The organism is Stenotrophomonas sp. (assembly GCF_032056425.1).
Lineage (GTDB): Bacteria > Pseudomonadota > Gammaproteobacteria > Xanthomonadales > Xanthomonadaceae > Stenotrophomonas.
On the sequence record NZ_DAMBCN010000019.1, the window covers coordinates 68,135 to 90,748 of the forward strand.

The following is a 22,614-nucleotide window of genomic DNA, read 5'->3' on the forward strand; positions in this document are numbered from 1 at the left end:
TCCCACCGGGAGGGCTCCGACCCCCAGCCTGCATCCGGGGTCAGAGCCCCCTGTCGGGGAATCTGACCCCATCACCGGCTACCCCCGATTCAGGCTGTTCAGGCAGAATCCCCCCATACCCTTCCAGGATCTGCCCATGCGCGTTCTGCTGCTTTCCTCCCTGCTGCTCACCGTCACCGCCTGCACCTGGGTGCCGATCGAACCGGCCGGCAAGGCGACCCGCGTGCTGCCGGCAGGCCCGGTTCCGGCCGGCTGCATCACCAAGGGCGAAGTCGTGGTAACGGTCAAGAGCAAGGTCGCCTTCTACAACCGCAACCCGCTGCGCGTGCAGGAAGAACTGGAAACCCTGGCCCGCAACGAGGCCCCCAGTGCCGGCGCCAACGCCGTGCAGGCCGCCGCCGCCCCGGCCGATGGCAGCCAGCGCTTCGCCGCCTTCCAGTGCCCGCCGCGCTGAATCCTTCACCATACGGGGAAGGCTGAATTCGTAAAGATGCGGTGAAGGCGCGGGGGTTATAGAATAGCGCCCCCTTTTGCCTGAGCCTTGGCGCTAACCTCGATGCTCTTCAAGAATGTCTCGATCGCCGGCCTCGCACACGTCGACGCGCCGCATACGTTGACGACCAAGGAAATCAACGACCGCCTGCAGCCCACCCTGGACCGCCTGGGTATCCGCACCGACGTGCTGGGCGATATCGCCGGCATCCACGCGCGCCGCCTGTGGGACACCGGTGTGCTGGCTTCCGACGCGGCCACCATGGCCGGCCGCAAGGCGCTGGAAGATGCCGGCATCACCGCCGGCCAGGTCGGCCTGCTGGTCAATACCTCGGTCAGCCGCGACTACCTGGAGCCGTCCACCGCCTCCATCGTGTCGGGCAACCTTGGCGTCAGCGACGAATGCATGACCTTCGACGTGGCCAATGCGTGTCTGGCCTTCATCAACGGCATGGATATCGCCGCGCGCATGCTCGAGCGTGGTGACATCGACTACGCCCTGGTGGTCGATGGCGAAACTGCCAACCTGGTCTACGAAAAGACCCTGGAGCGGATGACCGCCCCGGACGTCACCGCCGACGATTTCCGCAACGAACTGGCCGCGCTCACCACCGGCTCCGGTGCCGCCGCCATGGTCATGGCGCGCTCGGAACTGGTGCCCGACGCGCCGCGCTACAAGGGTGGCGTGACCCGCTCGGCCACCGAGTGGAACCAGCTGTGCCTGGGCAACCTGGACCGCATGGTCACCGACACCCGCCTGCTGCTGATCGAAGGCATCAAGCTGGCGCAGAAGACCTTTGCCGCCGCCAAGATCGCCCTGGGCTGGGCCGTGGAGGAACTGGACCAGTTCGTCATCCACCAGGTCAGCCAGCCGCACACCGCTGCGTTCATCAAGAACTTCGGCATCGACCCGAAGAAGGTCATGACCATTTTCGGCGAGCACGGCAACATCGGCCCGGCCTCGGTGCCGATCGTGCTGAGCAAGCTCAAGCAGCTGGGCAAGCTGAAGAAGGGCGATCGCATCGCGCTTCTGGGCATCGGTTCGGGCCTGAACTGCTCGATGGCCGAAGTGGTCTGGTAAACAGCCTGCTGCACGATCTCCTGTAGAGCCGAGCCCTGCTCGGCTCACGCGCGCAGCGCGGCTCTTCAGCAGCGGACGAGAAAGCAGCCGAGCATGGCTCGGCTCTACAGTGCGCCGCGACTCTCCTTAGGTGCTCCGCATGCGCGATCTTCCCGGTTACCCCGCCCACCCGCAGCGTTTCGAGGTCCGTCCCGGCCTGTCGATGAGCTATCTCGACGAAGGCCCGCGCGATGGCGAGGTGGTGGTGATGGTGCACGGCAACCCGTCGTGGAGCTATTACTGGCGCACGCTGGTGGCCGGCCTGTCGGACAAGTACCGCTGCATCGTGCCCGACCACATCGGCATGGGCCTGTCGGACAAGCCCGATGACAGCCGCTACACGTACACCCTGCAGTCGCGCGTGGATGACCTGGATGCGCTGCTGAAGCATCTGGGCATCACCGGCCCGGTCACCCTGGCCGTGCACGACTGGGGCGGCATGATCGGCTTCGGCTGGGCGCTGTCGCATCACGAGCAGGTCAAGCGCCTGGTGGTGCTCAACACGGCGGCCTTCCCGCTGCCGGCGGCGAAGAAGATGCCGTGGCAGATCGCGCTGGGCCGCCACTGGAAGATCGGCGAGTGGATCATCCGCACCTTCAACGCGTTTTCGTCCGGTGCCTCGTGGCTGGGCGTGGAGCGGAAGATGCCGGCTGACGTGCGCCGCGCCTACGTGGCGCCGTACAACAGCTATGCCAACCGCATCAGCACGATCCGCTTCATGCAGGACATTCCGCTGTCGCCGGCCGACAAGGGCTGGTCGCTGCTGGAACGCGCCGGCCAGGCGCTGCCGTCCTTCGCTGACCGCCCGGCCTTCATCGGCTGGGGCCTGCGCGACATCGTGTTCGACCACCACTTCCTGGAAGGCTTCCAGGCTGCGCTGCCGGCCGCCCAGGTGCATGCGTTCGAAGACGCCAACCACTACGTGCTGGAAGACAAGCACGAGGTGCTGGTGCCGGAAATCCGCGCCTTCCTGGACGCCAACCCGATCTGATCGGTGTGCGGGGTCGGATCCCTCTCGCAGAGAGGGCTCTGACCCCTCTCTGCGCAACCACGGGGTCAGAGCCGTTTCTTCGAAACGGATCCGACCCCTGGCGTCATGCCGCGATCGGGTTGCCGTCGCTGCCTTCCCAGTCCGCCGGGGTCAGCGGGTCCAGGCCATAGGCAAGGCGCGCCTTGTCGCATTGCGGGCTGGCCTTGCCGTATTCCCACGAAGCATCGACCTCGCGGCACACGCTGGGCCGGTTGGGATGGATGGTGCAGCGTGAATACACGCCGATCTGCGCGTCCAGGGCCACGCAGCGCACCGGGTTGGAACGGGTGCCGCGCATGCACAGGCGGTGCGGATCCAGCGTTTCGGTAAGTTGGTGCGGCACCCCGCCAGGGGTGACTTCGTCCGATTCCATCCAGTGAAAGGCCACGCGGTACTGGGTGCAGCAGGCGCCGCAGGTCATGCAGGGATGTTGCATGGTCAAGCCGCCTCGGGCGGCAGTGGAATGGGGGACGAGGCTGCGGATTTTCCACGAAGTGGGCCGCCGCGCAAGAAATTCCGTAAGCGGCGACAATGAACGGATGAACCGACCCTGCAATATTGCGGCGCGGCTGCCGGAACTGGCCCGTGAACGCCCCGACCAGATCGCCATCCGCTGCCCCGGCCGCCGCGGCGCCGGCAACGGCATGGCCGCCTATGACGTGACCCTGGACTACCGCCAGCTGGATGCCCGCAGCGATGCCATGGCCGCCGGCCTGGCTGGCTACGGGATCGGCCGCGGGGTGCGCACGGTGGTGATGGTGCGGCCCTCGCCGGAGTTCTTCCTGCTGATGTTCGCCCTGTTCAAGCTGGGCGCTGTGCCGGTGCTGGTGGATCCAGGCATCGACAAGCGCGCGCTGAAGCAGTGCCTGGACGAAGCGCAGCCGGAGGCCTTCATCGGCATTCCCCTGGCCCACGTGGCCCGTCTGGCGCTGCGCTGGGCACCGTCGGCCACCCGTCTGGTGACCGTGGGCCAGCGCCTGGGCTGGGGCGGCACCACCCTGGCCGCGCTGGAGCGCGCCGGCGCAGCCAGCGGCCCGATGCTGGCCGCGACCGACGGCGAGGACATGGCGGCGATCCTGTTCACCAGCGGCTCCACCGGCGTGCCCAAGGGCGTGGTCTACCGCCACCGCCATTTCGTCGGCCAGATCGAACTGCTGGGCAACGCCTTCGGCATGGAAGCGGGCGGGGTCGACCTGCCGACCTTCCCGCCGTTCGCGCTGTTCGACCCGGCGCTGGGGCTGACCTCGGTCATCCCCGACATGGACCCGACCCGGCCGGCGCAGGCCGACCCGGCGCGGTTGCATGACGCGATCCAGCGCTTCGGTGTGACCCAGCTGTTCGGTTCGCCGGCCTTGATGCGCGTGCTGGCCCGCCATGGCCGGCCGCTGCCGTCGGTCACCCGGGTCACCTCGGCCGGTGCGCCGGTGCCGCCGGACGTGGTGGCCACCATCCGCCGCCTGCTGCCGGACGATGCGCAGTTCTGGACGCCGTATGGCGCGACCGAATGCCTGCCGGTGGCCGTGGTGGAAGGCCGTGAACTGGAACGTACCCGGGCTGCCACCGAGGCCGGCGCCGGTACCTGCGTAGGCAGCGTGGTGGCCCCCAACGAAGTGCGCATCATCGCCATCGATGACGCCCCGCTGCCCGACTGGTCGCAGGCGCGCGTGCTGGGCGTGGGCGAGGTGGGCGAGATCACCGTGGCCGGGCCAACCGCCACCGACAGCTACTTCAACCGCCCGCAAGCCACGGCGGCGGCAAAGATTGCCGAAACCCTGGCCGATGGCAGCACCCGCATCGTGCACCGCATGGGCGATGTGGGTTACTTCGATGCGCAGGGCCGACTGTGGTTCTGTGGGCGCAAGACCCACCGCGTGGAAACCGCACGCGGGCCGCTGTACACCGAACAGGTGGAGCCGGTGTTCAACACGCTGCCCGGCGTGGCCCGCACCGCACTGGTGGGCGTGGGTCCGGCCGGTGCACAGGTGCCGGTGCTGTGCGTGGAGCTGCAGCGCGGTACCCGCGATGGCGCGGCCCTGCAGGAGGCGCTGCGCACGCACGCCGCCACGCACCTGCCCGCTGCGGGCGTGCAGCACTTCCTGGTCCATCCGGGCTTCCCGGTGGACATCCGACACAACGCCAAGATCGGCCGTGAAAAGCTGGCCGTCTGGGCCAGCGCTGCATTGGAGAAGCGTGCATGAAGATTCTGGTCACCGGTGGTGGTGGTTTCCTCGGCCAGGCCCTGTGCCACGGCCTGCTGGAGCGCGGCCACCAGGTATTGGCGCTCAACCGTGGCCACTACCCGGCGCTGCAGGCGATGGGCGTGGGCCAGATCCGCGGTGATCTGGCCGACCCGCAGGCCGTGCTGCATGCGGTGGCCGGGGTGGATGCGGTGTTCCACAACGGGGCGAAGGCCGGCGCCTGGGGCAGCTATGACAGCTACCACCAGGCCAACGTGGTGGGCACCGACAACGTGATTGCCGCCTGCCGCGCACATGGCGTGGGCCGCCTGGTCTACACCTCCACGCCCAGCGTGACCCATCGCGCCACCCACCCGGTGGAAGGGTTGGGTGCCGATGAAGTGCCGTATGGCGAAAACTTCCAGGCCCCTTATGCGGCCACCAAGGCGATTGCCGAACAGCGCGTGCTGGCTGCCAACGACGCCAGCCTGGCCACCGTGGCCCTGCGCCCGCGCTTGATCTGGGGCCCGGGGGATCTGCAGCTGGTGCCGCGGCTGGCCCAGCGGGCCCGCCAGGGCCGTCTTCGCCTGGTCGGCGATGGCAGCAACAAGGTCGACACCACCTACATCGACAACGCCGCGCTGGCGCACTTCCTGGCGTTCGAAGCGCTGGCCCCGGGCGCGGCCTGTGCCGGCAAGGCCTACTTCATCTCCAACGGCGAACCGCTGCCCATGCGCGAGCTGTTGAACAAACTGCTGGCGGCGGTGAATGCTCCGGCCGTGGACAAGACCCTCAGCTTCAAGACCGCCTACCGCATCGGTGCGGTGTGCGAGCGCCTGTGGCCGTTGCTGCGCCTGCCCGGCGAACCGCCGTTGACCCGTTTCCTGGCCGAGCAGCTGTGCACGCCGCACTGGTACAGCATGGAACCGGCGCGCCGCGATTTCGGTTACGTGCCGCAGGTGAGCATCGAGGAAGGGTTGCGCCGCCTGCACGCCGCATCGTGACGGCGGCCTCACGGCGCTGAAGGCTTCATCGCGCGCAGAGGTGGCCGTCACCGGTTGCACACCGCCGTATCGGGAGGATGGACCCACGCCATCCACGGCCCGACCCATCGCGAGGAGCGCCATGCTGCACTACGCCGTTATTTTCTTCGTCATCGCCATCATCGCCGCCGTGCTCGGCTTCTCCGGCATTGCCGGCGCCGCCAGCAACATCGCCTGGATCCTGTTCGTCGTGTTCCTGATCCTTGCGGTGATCTCGATGTTCCGCAAGCGCGGGTAGACCGACGCACCTGTAGAGTCGAGCCATGCTCGACTGTTGCGAAAGCAGTCGAGCAAGCTCGACTCTACAGAAGCGGGGCCCCGCACGTCGCACGCGATGCGGGGTTCCCCGGTTACACCAGCGCCTTGTCGGCCGTGTGCCGTTCCAGCGCCAGTTCGATCAACCGCGTGATCAGCGCGGTGTAACCCAGTCCGCTTGCACCCCACAGCTTGGGATACATGCTGATGCGGGTGAAGCCCGGCAGGGTATTGATCTCGTTGATGGTGATCTTTCCATCGGCGCCCAGGAACACATCCACCCGCGCCATGCCCGCGCATTCCAGCGCCTGGTAGGCCTGCAGCGCGGTCTGCTGGATACGCGACTGGCTGCCGGCATCGATCGCCGCCGGCACCACTACGTCGGCCCCTGCGGCGTTCAGATATTTGGTGTCATAGGCGTAGAACTCGTCGTGCACTACGACCTCGCCACACACGCTGGCCTGCGGTTGCGCGTTGCCCAGTACCGCACATTCGATCTCGCGACCGGCCACGGCCGATTCCACCAGGACCTTGTGGTCGTGGCGCAGCGCCAGCTCCAGCGCCGCGGCGAAGCCCTCTGCATCCTTCACCTTGCTCACGCCCACCGAGGAACCCTGGTTGGCCGGCTTCACGAACAGCGGCAGCCCCAACTGCGCGATCAGCGCGGTCACATTTACCTCGGCCGCTTGGTGGCGGCGAATGCACACCCACGGTGCCACGGGCAGGCCGGCATCGCGCAGCAGGCGCTTGGCCACGTCCTTGTCCATCGCTGCCGCCGAGCCCAGCACCGACGAGCCGACGAACGGCAGGCCAGCCATGCGCAGCAGGCCCTGCAGCGCGCCGTCCTCGCCCAGCGGGCCATGCACGATGGGCAGCACCACATCGATCTGCGCCAGTGCCGCCGGCGCGTTCACCGGCTGCAGTTGCGCCTGGCTGGCACCCGGCTGCAGCGCCAGCCTGGTGCCGGAAGGGCGCAGCGAGATGCGCGACGGATCATCGGCGTTGAGCAGAAACGCTTCGGGCTGCAGCAGATGCCACTGCCCCTGCTTGTCGATGCCGACCAGCACCGGTTCGTAGCGCTCGCGATCCAGCGCATCAAGGATGTTCTTCGCTGACTGCAGCGACACTTCGTGTTCGGAAGACGTGCCGCCGAAAATGATGCCAACCCGGGTACGTGCCATGGGCAATGCGATGTCCTGTGCAACAAGGACACACAGCATGAACCTTCCCGCGCCGGCCAGGTGAGGCACAGATGAATCCCCTTGGACGCTTCCCCCGTGGGGTCAGAGCCCGTTGCGCAGCAACGGGATCCGACCCCGTGCAGTTCCGACAGATCGCAGGAACCTGTCGAAGGCGGGGTGGGTCCGGTTGCGGGGGTGTCCGCGGCATGGATGCCGCGGCCAAGGCTACACGGATGTACTTGCGCCGTCCCCCGCAACCGGACCTACCCCGCCATCCCCAGCAAACCCGCTCTTGCTGTTGCTTCAGTCGAGCATGGCTCGACTCTACAAGGGCGCCGGGCGGCGGCCCGGCCCAAGCCCGCCACCTGCGCAGGTAGAATGCGCACATGGCTCTTTCCCTGCTCAAGTCCCTCAAGCCGGTCGCTGGCCGCGCCCTGCAGATCGCCCTGAACCGCGCCCTGGCGCTGGATCCGGACACCCGCCACGCACTGGCCAGCCTGCACGGCCGGCACATCGACCTGACCCTGGAAGCCCCTTCGCTGGCCATGCGCATCAGCGTGGACGGCGACGAGCTGCGGGTCGGCCCGGTCGACGCACAGGAAGCCGACCTGGCCGTGCGCAGCAGCTTGGCCGGCGTGCTCGCACAGCTGCCGCTGCTGGCCAACGCGCGGCGTGGCGACGCCGGCAAGGGCCGCGTACGCGTGGCCGGCGATGCCGAGCTGGCGCGCCGCCTGCAGCAGTTGGCCAAGGGCTTCGATCCGGACTGGCAGCAGCCGTTCGTGAGCGTGTTCGGCGAGGTGCTGGGCGTGCAGGTGGCCAACACCCTGCGCAGCGCCCTGCAGCACGCCCGCCAGGGCGCGATCGATCTGGCCCACAGCGCCGCCGAATTCGTGACCGAAGAATCGCGGGATGTGGTGCCGCGCGGCGAGCTGGACGCCTTTCACGATGACGTGGACGTGCTGCGCGACGACGTCGAGCGGTTGCAGGTACGCGTGCAGCGCCTGCGGGGTGCCGCATGAAGGCGCTGCTGCGGGCCCACCGCATCGGCCGGGTGATTCTGCGTTACCGCTTGGACGACCTGCTGCAGGGCACCCCGGCCGAGCGATGGCTGCGCCTGGCCAAGCCGTTCGTGCCGCGTGCGCCGGCGGCCATTGCCGTGCAGTCGCGGGGTGCGCGCCTGCGCCTGGCGCTGCAGGACCTGGGCCCGATCTTCGTCAAGTTCGGCCAGATCCTGTCCACCCGTCGCGACCTCGTACCGCCGGACGTGGCCACGGAGCTGACCCTGCTGCAGGACCGGGTCAAGCCGTTCGACGGCGATACCGCGCGCCGCATCGTGGAAGAAGCGCTGGGCATGCCGGTCAGCGAAGCCTTCGCCAGCTTCGATACCGAACCGCTGGCCTCGGCCTCCATCGCGCAGGTGCACGCGGCCACCCTGGCCGATGGCCGCCAGGTGGTGGTGAAGGTGCTGCGCCCGGGCATCGAAAAGCAGATCGACGCTGACATCGCGCTGTTGAACTCGCTGGCCAGCCTGGTGGAACGCACCCATCCACGTGCCGACAAGATCCGTCCGCGCGAAGTGGTGGCCGAGGTTGAAAACACCCTGGCCGCCGAACTGGACCTGCAGCGCGAAGGCGCCAATGCCAGCGTGCTGCGCCGGTTCTGGGAAAACAGCGACGACCTGTACGTGCCGGAGGTCATCTGGAGCCACACCGCCGAACGCGCACTGACCCTGGAGCGCGTATGGGGCATTCCGTCCGACGACATCGTCGCCCTGGACAAGGCCGGCATCGACCGCAAGGCGCTGGCCGCCAAGGGCGTGCGGGTGTTCTACACCCAGGTATTCCGCGACAACTTCTTCCACGCCGATGCGCACGCCGGCAACATCTGGGTCGACACCGATCCGGCGCGCCGCGACAACCCGCGCTTCATCGCGCTGGACTTCGGCATCATGGGCCAGCTCTCGCAGGAAGATCAGTACTACCTGGCCGAAAACTTCATGGCCATCTTCAACCGCGACTACCGCCGCATTGCCGAGCTGCACGTGCAGGCGCGCTGGATGCCGGACAACGTGCGCATCGACGATCTGGAAGCGGCGGTGCGGTCGGTGTGCGAGCCGTACTTCACCCGGCCGCTGTCGCAGATTTCGCTGGCCGAAGTGCTGCTGAAGCTGTTCCGGGTCGCCCAGCGTTATCAGCTGACCCTGCAGCCGCAGCTGATCCTGCTGCAGAAGACCCTGTTGAACATTGAAGGCGTGGGCCGCCAGCTCGACCCGCAGATCGATATCTGGGCGGTGGCCAAGCCGGTGCTGGCGAAGATCCTGCGTGAGCGCTACAGCCCGCGCCGGGTGGTACGCGAGATTGGCAAGCGCCTGCCGGAAATCATGACCCACGCGCCGGACATGCCGCGCCTGGTGCATGCCTGGCTGAGCCAGCAGGTGGAAGGTCGCCACGAACTGGCCATGCGCTCGCGAGATCTGGTGGCGCTGGATGCGAGCCTGCAGAAGCTGCAGAAGCGCGCGGTCGGTGCGATTACCGGCGTAGGCCTGCTGGCCATCGCCGCGCTGCTGTACGTGCTGCAGCCGCCCGGTTGGTACTGGGGCGACCTGCCCATGCTCAGCCTGGGGGCTGCTGCCGTGGGCGCCTTCGCGCTGGCCCGCGCCTGGTGGCGATGAGCCGGCCCGGTTGAGCGGCTGGCAGCGCAGAACGCTGCCAACCCTATCCAAGGTTACCAGTGGTAGGCCAGGCCCAGTTGCGACTGTACGCTCTGGAAGTCGCCCACACGGGTTGAATGCCAGGTCTTGCCCAGCCCCGCTTCCAGCATCAGGTGCTGGCCCAGCGGCTGGCTGCGGCGCAGGAACACGCGGCTGGCGTCGTGTTCGCGCAGCAGCAGCGGATCCGAATCGGCGGTGTAGCCCGATGTTCCGCGGCCCATCCACAGCTGGGTGGAGCCACGCCCGCTGCTGTCCTTCAGGCGCAGCGACACGGTGGTGCCGTGACCGTCGGGGCCATTGGACTGGCGATGGCGCTCGTGGCGCAGCGAAGCGGTCACGCGCGGGAAGTAGTGCGACGCGCCCACGGACCAGCCACTGACATAGGCGCCGGCGTGGTACTCGGCGTACTTGCCACCCACGCTCAACAGCGTCTGCGGCGCCACCTTCCACTGCAGCTCCTGCTGGATCTGCCGGTTCACGAACACCGGGTCATCGTTGGAGGCCATGGCGACGGTGCGGGTGGAGAAGCGGGGCGACCAGGTGTGGTGCAGCGAGCCCTGCACGCGGTTGCCACCGAAGCGGGCGCTGCCGTAGTCACGCTCGCCATGGGCCAGACCCAGTTGCCAGCGGCTGTCGCCAGTGCGCCCGGCCACGTCCAGGGTCTGCATATCACGGTGGCCGAAACCATCGGTGTAGTCGGCATGGTCCAGTTGCAGCGCAACCCGGTCGATACCGGCATGGGCGCTGGACACGGCCAGCAGCAGGGCGCACGGCAGCGCGCCACGGAAGATCAATCGCATGGTGGTTACTCCAGGGGTTGGGAATGCAGCTGCTGCACCAGCCGGTAGCGGCCCGGTGGCAGGTTTCGCTCCACGGTGATGCGTGGGCCGAACTGGCTGCCCGCGGCGACGATGCGCCCGGGCAGGATGATCACGCCGACACCCAGCGCGGCGCGTGCACCGATCCAGGCACCCAGCTTGTCGCGTTGGCTGTCGTGTACTGCGCCGCCCACATGCACGTGGATGCGGGCGCCATCCAGGCGGTGGTTGCTGGTGCGCACCAGTGCGCCCAGATAGGCATGGTCGTCGATGCGGCTGTCGCCGATGAAGCACTGCGGGCCGATGCAGACCTGGCGGCCGATCAGCGCGTGCTTGAGTTCACTGGCAAAGCCTATGCGCGTGCCATCGCCAATCTTCAGCGGACCGCGCAGCAGTGCATGGTTGCCGATCAGGCAGTCACGACCGATCTGCACCGGGCCTTCAATATGGGCGCCCTGGCAGACGCGTGTTCCGGCGCCGATGCGGACGGCGCCATGCACGGTGGCCCGTGGCGAAAGCTGCGCACGCGGATCGATGGCGGGCGTCATCGTCGCCAGTGCCGCCTCCATCGCCTGCAGATCATTCCACCACATGCGGATATCTCGTCGGCTTGTCACGTGCCGGCTCGCGCCCGGTGCACAGCCCCTTCAGGCCGTGCACCAGCCAGATGGCGTAGGCCAGCAGCACGTACAGCATGGAAAAAGCCGCCGCCGGGACCAGCCATGCGCTGCGGTGGTGCACCGCGCTGATCACGGCCAGCGACATCACGATGCCGATCCACATCAGCGGCATCACGGCCAGCACCAGCCCGCCCGGCCCCTGCACCTGTGCAGCACCGAACCAGACGTGCAGCGAGGCCGCCACCCCAAGCAATGCCAGCAGGAGCATCGGCAGGATGCTGAACAGCCCGAAGCGGCTGAGCAGCAGGCTGCGGTGCAGGCGCATGCACACCGCATAGCCCACGATCCAGCGCCGCCAGCGCCGCCATTCCTCGCGCAGCGTGTTGCATTCCTGCGGGTAGACCACGCAGCGGATGCTCTGCCGCACGCGGAAGCCCTGTGCGACCAGCGACCACGACATGTCCAGGTCTTCCACACGGGTGCGGTCGGAAAAACCCACCTTGCGCAGCACGGCGGTGCGGAACAGCCCGCACGATCCGGAGACGATGAACGGTGCGCCGCCCAGCCATTGCTGGAAGCTGCGCTTGATCACGATCATCGGCAGCTTCAGGCTGGCGCGCACGTGCGGCAGGAAGCCGGCACCGCGCAGGCACGACGAGGGCACGCCGCCCACGGCATCGGCGCCGCGTTCGATCTCGGCCAGCAGATGGCCCAGGCCATCGCCCTGCGGGTCGATGCGTGTATCGGCATCGGTCAGGAACACCTGCTGGGCGGTGGCATACTGCAGGCCGTGCATCAAGGCGCCGCCCTTGCCGGTGTTGGCCTGGTGCACCGCAACCAGGCGTCCGGGCCACTGCGCCTGCAGGTCGTCCAGCACCTGCGCGGTGGCATCGGTGGACCCATCATTCACGCAGATCACCCGCGCTACGTAGCGGTTGTGCAGCAGGTCGGTGAGCGAGCGCGCCAGGCAGGGCGCTTCGTTGTAGGCGGGCACGATGGCGTCGATGCTGCGCAGCCGCGGGCTGGGGCGGCGCGCGGCGTGCACCAGCAGCCTCACCGCGATGAACGCACACATGGCAAGGAACAACAGGGTTTTCATCACAGCACCATCCGGTGGGCCAGGAAGCCCTCGCATGGCCCGATGCCGATCTGCTGGCCGCGGAACTGCGCGTGGCAGCGGAGGTGGCCTTCCTGCATGTACTGGCGTTCGCCCTGGCTGGCGTGTTCGCGCAGCGCCAGGATCTTCTGGTCCAGGTGCGCGCTGATGTCCTCGAACACCTGCGGGGCGAACTGCGGCAGCGTGCTGGGGCTTTCGTAGCACAGCACCTGGCCCACGCCCCGGCACGCGATGATCGAGCACTCATGCACGGTGCGGTGATCCTGGTGATGGTCCTGGCCGCACATGGTGTAGACACGCTGGGGTGCAACGGTGGCGCAGGCGTGCTCGATGGTCGCGATCAGCTCGTTGCGACAGGCCGGGAAGCAGGTATCGGGAAAATCGCACTGTTGCACGTGCACGGCGCCCAGCTGCTGCAGTGCGCGATGTGATTCGCCGCTGCGATCGATGCCATCGTGGCAGCCTCGGCCGCCCCGGCTCAGTACCAGCGCATGGATGCGCGCACCTGCACGGGCCAGTTTGGCCAGGCTGCCGCCGCAACCCAGTTCAATGTCATCGGGGTGGGCGCCGATCGCCAGAATGTCCAGGGGCATGGCGGGGTCCTTGCAGGATTCGGAAAGCAGGCGCATGGGGGGAGGGGCATGCGCCGGGAGGGCCGGGACTATCGCAGCGCGCTGCCAGGCGATCCATGCAACATTTCTGAAAAGTGCGCAGGATCCCGCGGAAATGACACAAACCGAGTAGATGGCGTCACTCGCTGCAGGGACGGCTTCGCGCGACAATCGTCTGATCGTGCCGAATGCGGCATGCCTTGCAGGACGCGAAATGGATCTGGCAGCACTGAAGGAATCACTGGCGCGCCACGGCGCCGACAACGACGCACGCGAAAGCGAGCGTGGCCGGCGCATGCTCAACATCACCGCCGATACCGGCGAGCTGCTGTCGGTGCTGATACGTTTCGGCCAGGCCCGGCGCGTGCTGGAAATCGGCACCTCCAACGGCTATTCCACCCTGTGGCTGGCCGAGGCCGCCGCCGCCATCGGCGGCCATGTAACTACGCTGGAACATGCCGCCGACAAGGTGGCGATGGCGCGCGCGAACTTCGACCGCAGCGGCCTGGCCGAGCGCATCACCCTGGTGCACGGCGATGCCGGGGCGTGGCTGGCGCAGGCTGAAGACGCCTGCGTGGACCTGCTGTTCCTCGATTCAGACCGCGAACAGTACGCCGGCTGGTGGCCGCAGCTGCGCAGGGTGCTGCGTCCTGGCGGCCTGCTGGTGGTGGACAACGCCACCTCGCATGCGGCGCAGATGCAGCCGCTGTGCGCGTTGCTGGAGGCCGATGCGGACTTCAGTACCAGCCTGGTGCCGGTGGGCAATGGTGAACTGCTGGCGGTGCGCAACGGCTGACGGCTGCGTGCCCCACATCCGGGGTCAGAGCCCTCTCCTGCGGGGAGGGATCCGACCCCATGCGGAGCCCCCGTATAATCGGGCGGTGAGTACCGATACCGAAACCGCCCCCCTGCAGCTGCTGCATCTGGATGAACGGCTGGCCGTGGTCAATAAGCCGGCCGGGCTGATGGTCCACGACAGCAAGCTGGCCCGCGGCGAAGACGATTTCCTGGCCGACCGCCTGCGTGAGCAGCTGGGTCGCCCGATTTTCCTGGTGCATCGCCTGGACCGCGCCACCAGCGGCTGCCTGCTGCTGGCCTTCGACCGCGATACCGCCAGTGCGCTGGGCAAGGCGCTGATGGGCGGTGAAGTGAGCAAGGATTACCTGGCCATCTGCCGTGGCTGGCCGGCCGAGGAGGCCTGGCAGGTGGACCACGATCTGGATGGCGGGCCCGGCAAGCCGGTGAAGAAGCCGGCCGTGACCGATTTCCAGCGTCTGGCCACCGGCGAGCTGTCGGTGCCAGTGGGCGAGTTCGCCAGTTCGCGTTACGCGCTGCTGCGCTGCCAGCCGCTGACCGGTCGCTTCCGGCAGATCCGCCGGCACCTGAAACACCTGTCGCACCACCTGATTGGCGATACCAGCCATGGTGATGGGCGGCACAACCGCACTTTCCGCATGCAGGGCGTGCACCGCATGCTGCTGCACGCCGAGCGCCTGCGTTTCCCGCACCCTGATGGCGGGGTGCTGGATGTCCGTGCACCGGTGGATGCCGGATTCCAGAAGGCGCTGGACCTGTTCGGCTGGCAGGTGGTCTGAAGGTAACGCCGGGGTCAGAGCCCTTTCCCGTTGGGAAAGGGATCCGACCCCGATGGGATTACTTCTTTTCCGGCTCGTTCACGATCGCTTCCAGGTCTTTCTGCAGATCGGTGATGAGCGGCTGCATGCGGGTCTGGATGGCCACCATCACGTTCTGCATCAGCGCCGGGGTCTTGTCCAGCAGGCTCTGGCCGGCCGGGCTCTCGTAGAACTCGGCCATGGCCAGCACGTCTTCCTTGCTGAAGGTCTTCTTGTAGAGGTCCACGTACATCGGCCGCAGCTGCTGCCACGACAGCGCCTGGCGCAGGGTCTGGGTGGTGCGGGCCTGGATGCGCTGCAGCTGTTCCTGCTGCTGGGCGGTCAGCTGGCGCTGCGCGGTGGCCTGCTGGAACTGCTGCTGCTGCATCGCCTCGATCTGCGGCAGGGCCGCGTCGAGCATGGTCTGCGCGCGCGAGGCGGCCAGCAGGCGGTTGATGTCGCTGTCGGTCGGCGGCGCCGCCCAGACCGGGCTGCTGCACGCGGCCAGGGCCAGCAGCAGGGCAACGCGGCGCAGGCGCGCGGGCAGGGTGGGGACAAGGCGGGTCATGCGAAGCTTCCTGCGGTACATGGAAGCCCCAGCATACCTGCTGAGCAGGCGAAGGCGACGTGTTCGGTACCTGATCGGCGGCATACGCCACGCGATGGCGGCCACGGCAACGCGGGTGCCGCTACAATGCGCGCATGGGCAGTGGACCGGTCACCATCAGCGCGCAGCTTGAAATCCCCGACGGCGAGATCGTCGAGCGGTTCGTGCGCGCCAGTGGTGCCGGTGGCCAGAACGTCAACAAGGTGTCCACCGCGGTGGAACTGCGTTTCGATGTGGCCAACTCGCCCTCGTTGCCCGAGCCGTTGCGCACGCGCCTGCTGGCCCGGCGCGACCGGCGCATGACCGGCGAAGGCGTGCTGGTCATCGATGCGCAACGGTTCCGCACCCAGGATCGCAATCGCGAGGATGCGCGCGAGCGGCTGGCGGCCTTCATCCAGGCCGGGCTGAGCGTGCCCAAACCACGCAAGGCCACCAAGCCGACCCTCGGGTCGAAACTGCGTCGTCTGGACGCCAAACGCGGGCGCGCGCAGATCAAGCGCGGGCGCTCATCACGTGACTGGGAGTGATTGCTTGAACAACCCGACGCCGTTGCTGCCGGCCGTGCCGCCGAGCATGCCGCAGGTCAAACCCAACGCCTTCCTGCGCTGGCTGGCGCGCTGCACCCTGCGCCTGGGCGGCTGGAAGGTGACCGGCACGCTGCCGGACATCCCCCGCCTGGTTTTCATCATTGCGCCGCATTCGTCCAACTGGGACGGCCTGTGGGGCATGGCGGCCAAGATCGCACTGGGCATGAAGGTGAAGGTGCTGGGCAAGGCCTCGCTGTTCTGGTGGCCGCTGGGCCCGCTGCTGCACCGGCTGGGGGTGATCCCGCTGGACCGCAGTTCGCCGCAGGGCACCGTCGGCCAGGCGGTGGACCTGCTGCGCAACAACGAAAAAATGTGGTTCGCCATCACCCCCGAGGGCACCCGCAAGGCGGTGAAGGACTGGAAGGCCGGTTTCCTGAAGATCGCGCGGATGGCCGACGTGCCGGTCCTGGCGGCCTATTTCCACTACCCGGAAAAGACCATCGGCATCGGCCCGCTGTTCACCCCCACCGGCGATGATGCCGCCGACATGGCGGCCATCCGTGAGTTCTACCGCCCGTGGATGGGCAAGACCCGCGGCACGGTCTGAAACGCCGCGCAGCGGCCGCTTACACGCCACGTCCGGCACATGCCGGGCGGCCGCGACAGGAGTAGGGTGGAGGGCTGTCATTCCCTACCGCCCGCCCAAGGAGCGTTCTACATGTCGCGTACCGTAGTCCTGGCCGCCGCCATCAGCCTGGCGCTGGCGGCCTGTTCCGGCAAGGAGTCCATCCCCGTGTCCGAAGCCCAGCAGACCCCGGCCCAGCAGCCGGCCGATGCCTCCACCAACCCGCTGCTGAGCGCCAGCACGCTGCCGTTCCAGGCGCCGCAGTTCGACAAGATCAAGGACAGCGATTACCTGCCGGCCTTCGAAGAAGGCATGCGCCAGCACCTGGCCGACGTGCGCAGGATCGCCGACAACCCCGAGCCGGCCACCTTCGACAACACCCTGGTGGCGATGGAGCGCAGCGGTGAAACCCTCACCCGCGTGTCGCGCATCTTCTTCGGCCTGGTCCAGGCCGATGGCACCGAAGCGCGCCAGAAGATCCAGGAAGAGATCGCACCGAAGCTGGCCGCGCACCAGGACGAGATCAACCTCGATCCGAAGCTGTTCGCGCGCGTGAAGTCGCTGTATGACCAGCGTGACACGCTGGAGCTGGATCCGGTGCAGAAGCGCCTGGTCGAGCATTACTACGACAACCTGGTGCGCGCTGGCGCCCAGTTGTCCGACGCCGACAAGGCCAGCCTGCGCAAGCTGAACGTGGAAGAGACCACGCTGTCCACCCAGTTCCACACCCGTCTGGTCGCGGCCACCGCTGCCGCCGCCGTCGTGGTGGACGACAAGGCCAAGCTGGCTGGTCTGGACGAGAACGCGATCAACACCGCGGCCAACGACGCCAGCGCCCGCAAGCTGGACGGCAAGTTCCTGCTGCCGCTGCAGAACACCACGCAGCAGCCGGTGCTGGGTTCGCTGAGCGATCGTGACCAGCGCGCCGCCGTGCTGAAGGCTTCGGAAACCCGTGCCGAGCGCGGCGATGCCAACGACACCCGGCAGACCGTGCAGCGCCTGGCCCAGCTGCGTGCGCAGAAGGCCAAGCTGCTGGGCTTTGACACCTACGCCGATTACAACCTGGGCGACCAGATGGCCAAGACCCCGGCCGCGGCGCTGAAGCTGCTGACCGACACCGTGCCGGCGGCCACCGCCAAGGCGCGCGAGGAAGCGGCCGACATCCAGAAGGTGATCGACGCGCAGAACGGCGGCTTCAAGCTGGCCGCTTCGGACTGGGACTTCTACGCCGAACAGGTGCGCAAGGCCAAGTACGATCTGGACGAATCGCAGATCAAGCCGTACTTCGAACTGGACAACGTGCTGCAGAACGGCGTCTTCTACGCCGCCACCCAGCTGTACGGCATCACCTTCAAGCCGCGCACCGACATTCCGACCTACAACCCGGACATGAAGGTGTACGAAGTGTTCGACAAGGACGGCACCTCGCTGGCCCTGTTCTACACCGACTACTTCAAGCGTGACACCAAGTCCGGCGGCGCCTGGATGGACGTGTTCGTTGAACAGGACGGCCTGACCGGTGCCAAGCCGGTGGTCTACAACGTCTGCAACTTCACCAAGCCGGCCGCCGGCCAGCCGGCGCTGCTCAGCTTCGACGACGTCACCACGCTGTTCCATGAGTTCGGCCACGCGCTGCATGGCATGTTCTCCAACGTGAAGTACCCGTCGATCGCCGGCACCGCCACCTCGCGCGATTTCGTCGAGTTCCCCTCGCAGTTCAACGAACACTGGGCGCTGGACCCGAAGGTGTTCGCCAACTACGCCAAGAACTACAAGACCGGCGAGCCGATGCCGCAGGAACTGGTGGACAAGATCCTGAAGGCACGCAGCTTCAACCAGGGCTACGCGACCACCGAATACCTGTCGGCGGCGCTGCTGGACCTGGCCTGGCACACCCAGAAGGCCGATGCCCCGCTGCAGGATGTGGGCGCCTTTGAAGCCAGCGCACTGAAGAAGTTCAAGGTGGACCTGCCGCAGGTGCCGCCGCGTTACCGCACCACCTACTTCGACCACATCTGGGGCGGCGGCTATTCGGCCGGCTACTACGCCTACTTCTGGGCCGAAGTGCTGGACCACGACGCGTTCCAGTGGTTCACCGAACACGGTGGCCTGACCGCGGCCAACGGCCAGGAGTTCCGCGACAAGATCCTGTCGCGCGGCAACAGCGTGGAACTGTCGACCCTGTACCGCGATTTCCGTGGCAAGGATCCGTCGGTGGAACCGCTGCTGAAGTTCCGCGGGCTGAAGTAAGAGAGCGAAAACGGCGGGGGCAACCCCGCCGTTTTTCATTATGTAGAGTCGAGCCATGCTCGACTGCCGGCCACGACCGGGAACCTCTCCCGCCGCCTTGTGGTCTGATCCACCTACCACCCACCCGGAGCCTGTCATGGATGCTGTCGCCCGCCCTCCCTTTTCCCAACGCGCACTGCTCTGGCTGAAGAAAGAAGCCCTGCCGCTGCTGGTGATGCTGGGCCTGCTGGCCGCCGCCCGCGACACCCTGGCCAACCACTACGTGGTGCCCAGCGGTTCGATGCAGCCCACCCTGCAGCCCGGCGACCGCGTGGTGGTGGACATGCGCGCCTACGGCCTGCGCCTGCCCTTCACCCACCAGCAGCTGCTGGCCACCGGCACGCCGCAGCGCGGCGAAGTGGCCGTGTTCGATTCGCCGGCCGATGGCACCCGCCTGATCAAGCGCGTGGTGGCCGTGGCCGGTGACCACGTGCAGCTGCACGGTGGCCACCTGACCATCAACGGCCAGCCGCTGCAGATGGCCGGCCTGGCCGATACCGAAGCCTTCGGCCCGCGCCAGGCGCAGCTGGACCTGGACATGGGCGGTGGCCCGGATATCGCCGGGCTGCAGGTGCCGGCCGGCAAGGTGCTGGTGCTGGGTGACCACCGCGGCAACAGTTTCGATGGCCGCTTCTTCGGCTTCGTCGATGCCGATGCCCTCTACGGGCGCGCCGTGTCGGTGTACTACCGTCGCGGCGATGGCTTCGAGTGGCTGCGCCTGTAAGCTGAATTGATACGTTCCGCATATCAATCGTGACCTATCAGGTTATGGATCGACTGGATAAGGCGGCCTACGCTGGCCGCCTGACTCCCACCCTGGCCGCCCCCACGGCCACACGATTCCATGACTGGCGAAACCGCGGCGGCCACCCACGCCCGCCCCCGTACCCCCGATTCCGGCACTGACACCCGCATCCAGCAGGGCACCCCGGCGTTCCGCCGTACCGCGGTGGCGCTGTTCCTGGCCGGTTTTTCCACCTTCGGCCTGCTGTACACAGTGCAGCCGTTGCTGCCCGAGTTCAGCCGCCACTTCGGCGTGTCAGCCGCCGGCAGTGCGATGTCGCTGTCGCTGAGTACCGGCACGCTGGCGGTGGCCATGCTGCTGGCCGGCCTGTTGTCCGATGCGGTTGGCCGCCGGCCGCTGATGATCGTGGCCCTGATGGCGTCGGCGCTGCTGTCGCTGTGCACCGCGCTGGTGGATGACTGGACCACGATGCTGGTGCTGCGCACCCTGCTGGGGTTGGCCCTGAGCGGCGTGCCGGCGGTGGCCATGACCTATCTGGTGGAGGAGATGGACAGCCGCGCGCTGGGCCTGGCGATGGGCCTGTACATCGGCGGCAATGCCATTGGCGGCATGAGCGGGCGACTGCTGGCCGGCATCATCGCCGACCACTGGGGCTGGCGCTGGGGCATCGGCGCGGTGTCGATCATTGCGGTGGCCAGCACCGTGCTGCTGTGGCTGCAGCTGCCGGCATCGCGGCACTTCCAGGCGCGCCGTGGTGGCCTGCGCCAGTTGCCGTCGCGCTGGCGCACGCTGTTCGCCGATCCGGGCCTGCCGTGGCTGTTCGCCACCTCGTTCGTGCTGATGGGCGTGTTCGTCACCCTCTACAACTACCTGGGCTACCACCTGCTGGCGCCGCCGTACCACCTCAGCCAGACCGTGCTCGGGCTGATCTTCAGCGTGTACCTGGTGGGCACCTTCAGCTCGGCATGGATGGGGCAGCTGGCGATGCGGCACGGGCGTGGCCGCATCCTGACCATCTCCTTCGGCCTGATCGGCGCTGGCATCGTGCTGTTGATGCTGCCGTGGCTGGCGACCATGGCGGTGGGCATCGCCCTGGTCACCTTTGGCTTCTTCGGCGGGCATTCGGTGGCCAGCAGCTGGGTCGGCAGCCGTGCCGGGCCGATGCGTGCCGAAGCGTCGGCGCTGTACCTGTTCGCCTACTACCTGGGCAGCAGCGTGCTGGGCGCCGTCGGCGGGCTGGCCTACGCCGCGTGGGACTGGCTGGGCGTATGCCTGTTCACCGGCCTGCTGACCGTGCTCGGCGGCGGCATCATCCGGGCGCTGCAGCAGCGCGCCCCGCAGCCGGTGACCGCCTGAACCCCAGCGGGTTCCGCGTGCGTCCGCTCGGGGGATTGCCGACCTTGACCCCCGCCGGGTTCCGCGCGCGTCCGCTCGGGTAGGTGCCGACCTTGGTCGGCACTCTGGCGCGGGCCAACCAAGGTTGGCCACTACCACTGCAAGGTGGCCGCGCTCATTCCGCCGCGAACGCCCCGCGCAGCAATCCGGCAAAATTGCGGATCAACGGCGTCACACCCTCGCGGCGCCAGGCCAGCTGCACTTCCGAATGCGCCCCGGCATCGGCCAGCGGCACGAAGCGCGCGCCTTCCACCCGGATGTGGTCGCATGACGACGGCAGGATCGCCGCACCCAGACCGGCTGCCGCCAGGCTGATCAAGGTGGAGGCCTCGCCCGCCTCCTGCACGATGCGCGGGGTGAATCCCGCCGCTGCGCACAGCGCGATCATGTGGTCGTGGATGCCGGCACCGGCACTGCGGCGGAACGCCACGAACGGCTCCTGGGCGAAGTCACGCAGCGCCAGAGTGCCCTGCTTGGACAGCCGGCGCAGGGCAGGGTGGTCGGCGTGCACGATCAGCGCCAGCGGATCGACGAACAGGCTGTGCGCCACCAGTTCCGGCGGCAAGGTGCGCTTGCGGATGATGCCCACGTCCAGGCTGCCGTCCAGCAGCGCATCGATCTGCTGCAGGGTATTCATCTCGCTCAGCTGCAGCCGCACCTGCGGGTACTGCTGGCGGTACTGCAGGATCGAACGCGGAATCTGCGGCGACAGCGGCGTGGCCCGGGTCAGGCCGATGTGCAGTTCCCCCTGCTCGCCGCGCTGCGCGCGCTGCACTTCCTCCACCGCGCTTTCCACCTGCAGCACGATGGTCCGCGCCCGTTCCTGCAGCAGCTCACCGGCAGCAGTGAGCTGCACGCGGCGATGGCTGCGCACGAACAGGCGCGCCCCGATCCGTTCTTCCAGTTGCCGGATCTGCTGACTGAGCGGCGGCTGCGACATGCCCAGTCGCTCGGCCGCCTGGCCGAAGTGCAGCGTATCGGCAACGGCCAGGAAGTAACGCAGGTGGCGGAGTTCGATGGACATGCAGCAGCGGCAGGTGACACGCCCGGTCGGCCTGCCTATCTTACGGGCAGGAACCTGCAACGGCCGGAGCGCCATGACTCGCGACGAGACGATCGGCGCCCCGGCCCTGGATGCCTTCCTGGCATGGGCCGCCGCACATGGCAGTGCACGCCGCTGCCGCCCCACCGCCAACCCGGCGGCCACGCTCGACATCGACAACGAACACGTCATCGCCCGCATCACGTACTGGAGCGCGGGCGAATGTGACGCCGAGATTCTCGACGTCCGTTCTGAGCAGCGCATTTACCAGTGCAGCTGGAGTGACCTGCAGCCACGCGATTTCGACACCGCCTTCGCCCCATGGCTCGCCATCGCCGAAACCCGCCGCCGGGATCAGATCCCGCTGCAAAGCGGCGGGCTCTGACCCCGGTTGATCAAGCGCATCCACGCATGGCGTGGATCTACTGGCACATCACCATGGGGTCAGAGCCCGTTGCATTGCAACGGGATCCGACCCCGAGCGGTTCCGAAAGATTGCAGCCACCTGTCAGGGGCGGGGCGGTGTGGGAGGGCGGGACCGAAGGCGCCATGGATGGCGCCTACGAGCCTACAGGGACGTACTTGCGGCGTGTCCTG

The 22,614-nt window shown here is 67.7% G+C and carries 24 protein-coding genes; 16 read left to right on the top strand and 8 right to left on the bottom strand.

Annotated features, from left to right (window positions below; genetic code table 11):
• Nucleotides 1–136: 136 nt before the first annotated feature.
• The 3 genes from RTY46_RS13460 (at nt 137) to RTY46_RS13470 (ending at nt 2,603) form a co-directional block, all read left to right on the top strand.
• Nucleotides 137–454, top strand: coding sequence for a DUF4156 domain-containing protein (locus RTY46_RS13460; protein WP_312708948.1), 318 nt, complete (start codon nt 137–139; stop codon nt 452–454).
• A 102-nt stretch (nt 455–556) separates the two neighbouring features.
• Nucleotides 557–1,573, top strand: a complete 1,017-nt coding sequence (locus RTY46_RS13465) for a 3-oxoacyl-ACP synthase III (protein WP_108748081.1) — start codon at nt 557–559, stop codon at nt 1,571–1,573.
• Nucleotides 1,574–1,712: 139 nt separating this feature from the next.
• On the top strand, nt 1,713–2,603 hold the full coding sequence (locus RTY46_RS13470; protein WP_312708949.1) for an alpha/beta fold hydrolase: 891 nt from the start codon (nt 1,713–1,715) through the stop codon (nt 2,601–2,603).
• 103 nt (nt 2,604–2,706) lie between these two features.
• On the opposite strand, the gene RTY46_RS13475 is transcribed toward RTY46_RS13470, so the two are convergent.
• On the bottom strand, nt 2,707–3,078 hold the full coding sequence (locus RTY46_RS13475; RefSeq protein WP_312708950.1) for a YkgJ family cysteine cluster protein: 372 nt from the start codon (nt 3,076–3,078) through the stop codon (nt 2,707–2,709).
• Between the two features lie 103 nt (nt 3,079–3,181).
• Here RTY46_RS13475 and oleC point away from each other — a divergent pair, with 103 nt between their 5' ends.
• The 3 genes from oleC to RTY46_RS13490 all read left to right on the top strand — a co-directional run bounded on the left by oleC (nt 3,182) and on the right by RTY46_RS13490 (nt 6,100).
• Complete coding sequence (gene oleC, locus RTY46_RS13480; protein ID WP_312708951.1) at nt 3,182–4,840, top strand: olefin beta-lactone synthetase; 1,659 nt, start codon at nt 3,182–3,184, stop codon at nt 4,838–4,840.
• Entirely contained in the window at nt 4,837–5,823 is a 987-nt protein-coding gene (oleD, locus tag RTY46_RS13485; RefSeq protein WP_312708952.1) for a 2-alkyl-3-oxoalkanoate reductase, read from the top strand. The genes oleC and oleD overlap by 4 nt, the downstream gene beginning before the upstream one ends.
• A gap of 121 nt (nt 5,824–5,944) precedes the next feature.
• Complete coding sequence (locus RTY46_RS13490; protein WP_107231440.1) at nt 5,945–6,100, top strand: DUF1328 domain-containing protein; 156 nt, start codon at nt 5,945–5,947, stop codon at nt 6,098–6,100.
• A 112-nt stretch (nt 6,101–6,212) separates the two neighbouring features.
• Here RTY46_RS13490 and ddlA read toward each other — a convergent pair whose 3' ends face one another.
• A complete protein-coding gene (ddlA, locus tag RTY46_RS13495; protein ID WP_312708953.1) occupies nt 6,213–7,298 on the bottom strand; it encodes a D-alanine--D-alanine ligase in 1,086 nt (361 codons plus the stop codon).
• 386 nt (nt 7,299–7,684) lie between these two features.
• Between ddlA and RTY46_RS13500 the strand changes: the two genes are divergently transcribed.
• Nucleotides 7,685–8,317, top strand: coding sequence for an SCP2 sterol-binding domain-containing protein (locus RTY46_RS13500; RefSeq protein WP_312708955.1), 633 nt, complete (start codon nt 7,685–7,687; stop codon nt 8,315–8,317).
• A complete protein-coding gene (gene ubiB, locus RTY46_RS13505) occupies nt 8,314–9,969 on the top strand; it encodes a ubiquinone biosynthesis regulatory protein kinase UbiB (RefSeq protein WP_312708958.1) in 1,656 nt (551 codons plus the stop codon). The genes RTY46_RS13500 and ubiB overlap by 4 nt, the downstream gene beginning before the upstream one ends.
• A 53-nt stretch (nt 9,970–10,022) precedes the next feature.
• On the opposite strand, the gene RTY46_RS13510 is transcribed toward ubiB, so the two are convergent.
• The 4 genes from RTY46_RS13510 to RTY46_RS13525 are packed head-to-tail and all read right to left on the bottom strand — an operon-like array spanning nt 10,023 to nt 13,156.
• The gene (locus RTY46_RS13510) at nt 10,023–10,808 is read right to left on the bottom strand and encodes a YaiO family outer membrane beta-barrel protein (protein WP_312708961.1); all 786 of its coding nucleotides are present in this window, start codon (nt 10,806–10,808) and stop codon (nt 10,023–10,025) included.
• Nucleotides 10,809–10,813: 5 nt separating this feature from the next.
• Nucleotides 10,814–11,419: an acetyltransferase gene (locus RTY46_RS13515; protein ID WP_312708962.1), complete on the bottom strand. Its 606-nt coding sequence runs from the start codon at nt 11,417–11,419 to the stop codon at nt 10,814–10,816.
• Nucleotides 11,406–12,545 (bottom strand): glycosyltransferase family 2 protein, encoded by a 1,140-nt coding sequence (locus RTY46_RS13520; RefSeq protein WP_312708964.1) that lies wholly within the window; start codon nt 12,543–12,545, stop codon nt 11,406–11,408. The genes RTY46_RS13515 and RTY46_RS13520 overlap by 14 nt, the downstream gene beginning before the upstream one ends.
• Nucleotides 12,545–13,156, bottom strand: a complete 612-nt coding sequence (locus tag RTY46_RS13525; protein WP_312708965.1) for a PIG-L deacetylase family protein — start codon at nt 13,154–13,156, stop codon at nt 12,545–12,547. The genes RTY46_RS13520 and RTY46_RS13525 overlap by 1 nt, the downstream gene beginning before the upstream one ends.
• 232 nt (nt 13,157–13,388) lie before the next feature.
• On the opposite strand from RTY46_RS13525, the gene RTY46_RS13530 reads away from it, so the two are divergent.
• Complete coding sequence (locus tag RTY46_RS13530) at nt 13,389–13,970, top strand: class I SAM-dependent methyltransferase (protein ID WP_312708966.1); 582 nt, start codon at nt 13,389–13,391, stop codon at nt 13,968–13,970.
• Between the two features lie 85 nt (nt 13,971–14,055).
• Nucleotides 14,056–14,769 (top strand): pseudouridine synthase, encoded by a 714-nt coding sequence (locus RTY46_RS13535; RefSeq protein ID WP_312708967.1) that lies wholly within the window; start codon nt 14,056–14,058, stop codon nt 14,767–14,769.
• A 58-nt stretch (nt 14,770–14,827) separates the two neighbouring features.
• On the opposite strand, the gene RTY46_RS13540 is transcribed toward RTY46_RS13535, so the two are convergent.
• Nucleotides 14,828–15,355: a DUF2059 domain-containing protein gene (locus RTY46_RS13540; RefSeq protein ID WP_312708968.1), complete on the bottom strand. Its 528-nt coding sequence runs from the start codon at nt 15,353–15,355 to the stop codon at nt 14,828–14,830.
• Between the two features lie 134 nt (nt 15,356–15,489).
• Here RTY46_RS13540 and arfB point away from each other — a divergent pair, with 134 nt between their 5' ends.
• From arfB to RTY46_RS13565, 5 genes are all read left to right on the top strand, one after another.
• The gene (gene arfB / locus RTY46_RS13545) at nt 15,490–15,921 is read left to right on the top strand and encodes an alternative ribosome rescue aminoacyl-tRNA hydrolase ArfB (protein ID WP_032962216.1); all 432 of its coding nucleotides are present in this window, start codon (nt 15,490–15,492) and stop codon (nt 15,919–15,921) included.
• A gap of 46 nt (nt 15,922–15,967) precedes the next feature.
• Nucleotides 15,968–16,528: a lysophospholipid acyltransferase family protein gene (locus RTY46_RS13550; RefSeq protein WP_312708976.1), complete on the top strand. Its 561-nt coding sequence runs from the start codon at nt 15,968–15,970 to the stop codon at nt 16,526–16,528.
• Between the two features lie 111 nt (nt 16,529–16,639).
• Nucleotides 16,640–18,796, top strand: coding sequence for a peptidyl-dipeptidase Dcp (dcp, locus tag RTY46_RS13555; protein ID WP_312708969.1), 2,157 nt, complete (start codon nt 16,640–16,642; stop codon nt 18,794–18,796).
• A 136-nt stretch (nt 18,797–18,932) separates the two neighbouring features.
• Entirely contained in the window at nt 18,933–19,559 is a 627-nt protein-coding gene (gene lepB / locus RTY46_RS13560) for a signal peptidase I (RefSeq protein WP_312708970.1), read from the top strand.
• 120 nt (nt 19,560–19,679) lie between these two features.
• Nucleotides 19,680–20,936: an MFS transporter gene (locus RTY46_RS13565; RefSeq protein ID WP_312708971.1), complete on the top strand. Its 1,257-nt coding sequence runs from the start codon at nt 19,680–19,682 to the stop codon at nt 20,934–20,936.
• 154 nt (nt 20,937–21,090) lie between these two features.
• Here the strand turns inward: RTY46_RS13565 and RTY46_RS13570 are convergent, their stop codons facing one another.
• Nucleotides 21,091–21,999 (bottom strand): LysR substrate-binding domain-containing protein, encoded by a 909-nt coding sequence (locus RTY46_RS13570; protein ID WP_312708972.1) that lies wholly within the window; start codon nt 21,997–21,999, stop codon nt 21,091–21,093.
• Between the two features lie 73 nt (nt 22,000–22,072).
• Between RTY46_RS13570 and RTY46_RS13575 the strand changes: the two genes are divergently transcribed.
• Nucleotides 22,073–22,402, top strand: a complete 330-nt coding sequence (locus tag RTY46_RS13575; RefSeq protein WP_312708974.1) for a hypothetical protein — start codon at nt 22,073–22,075, stop codon at nt 22,400–22,402.
• Nucleotides 22,403–22,614 lie beyond the last annotated feature (212 nt).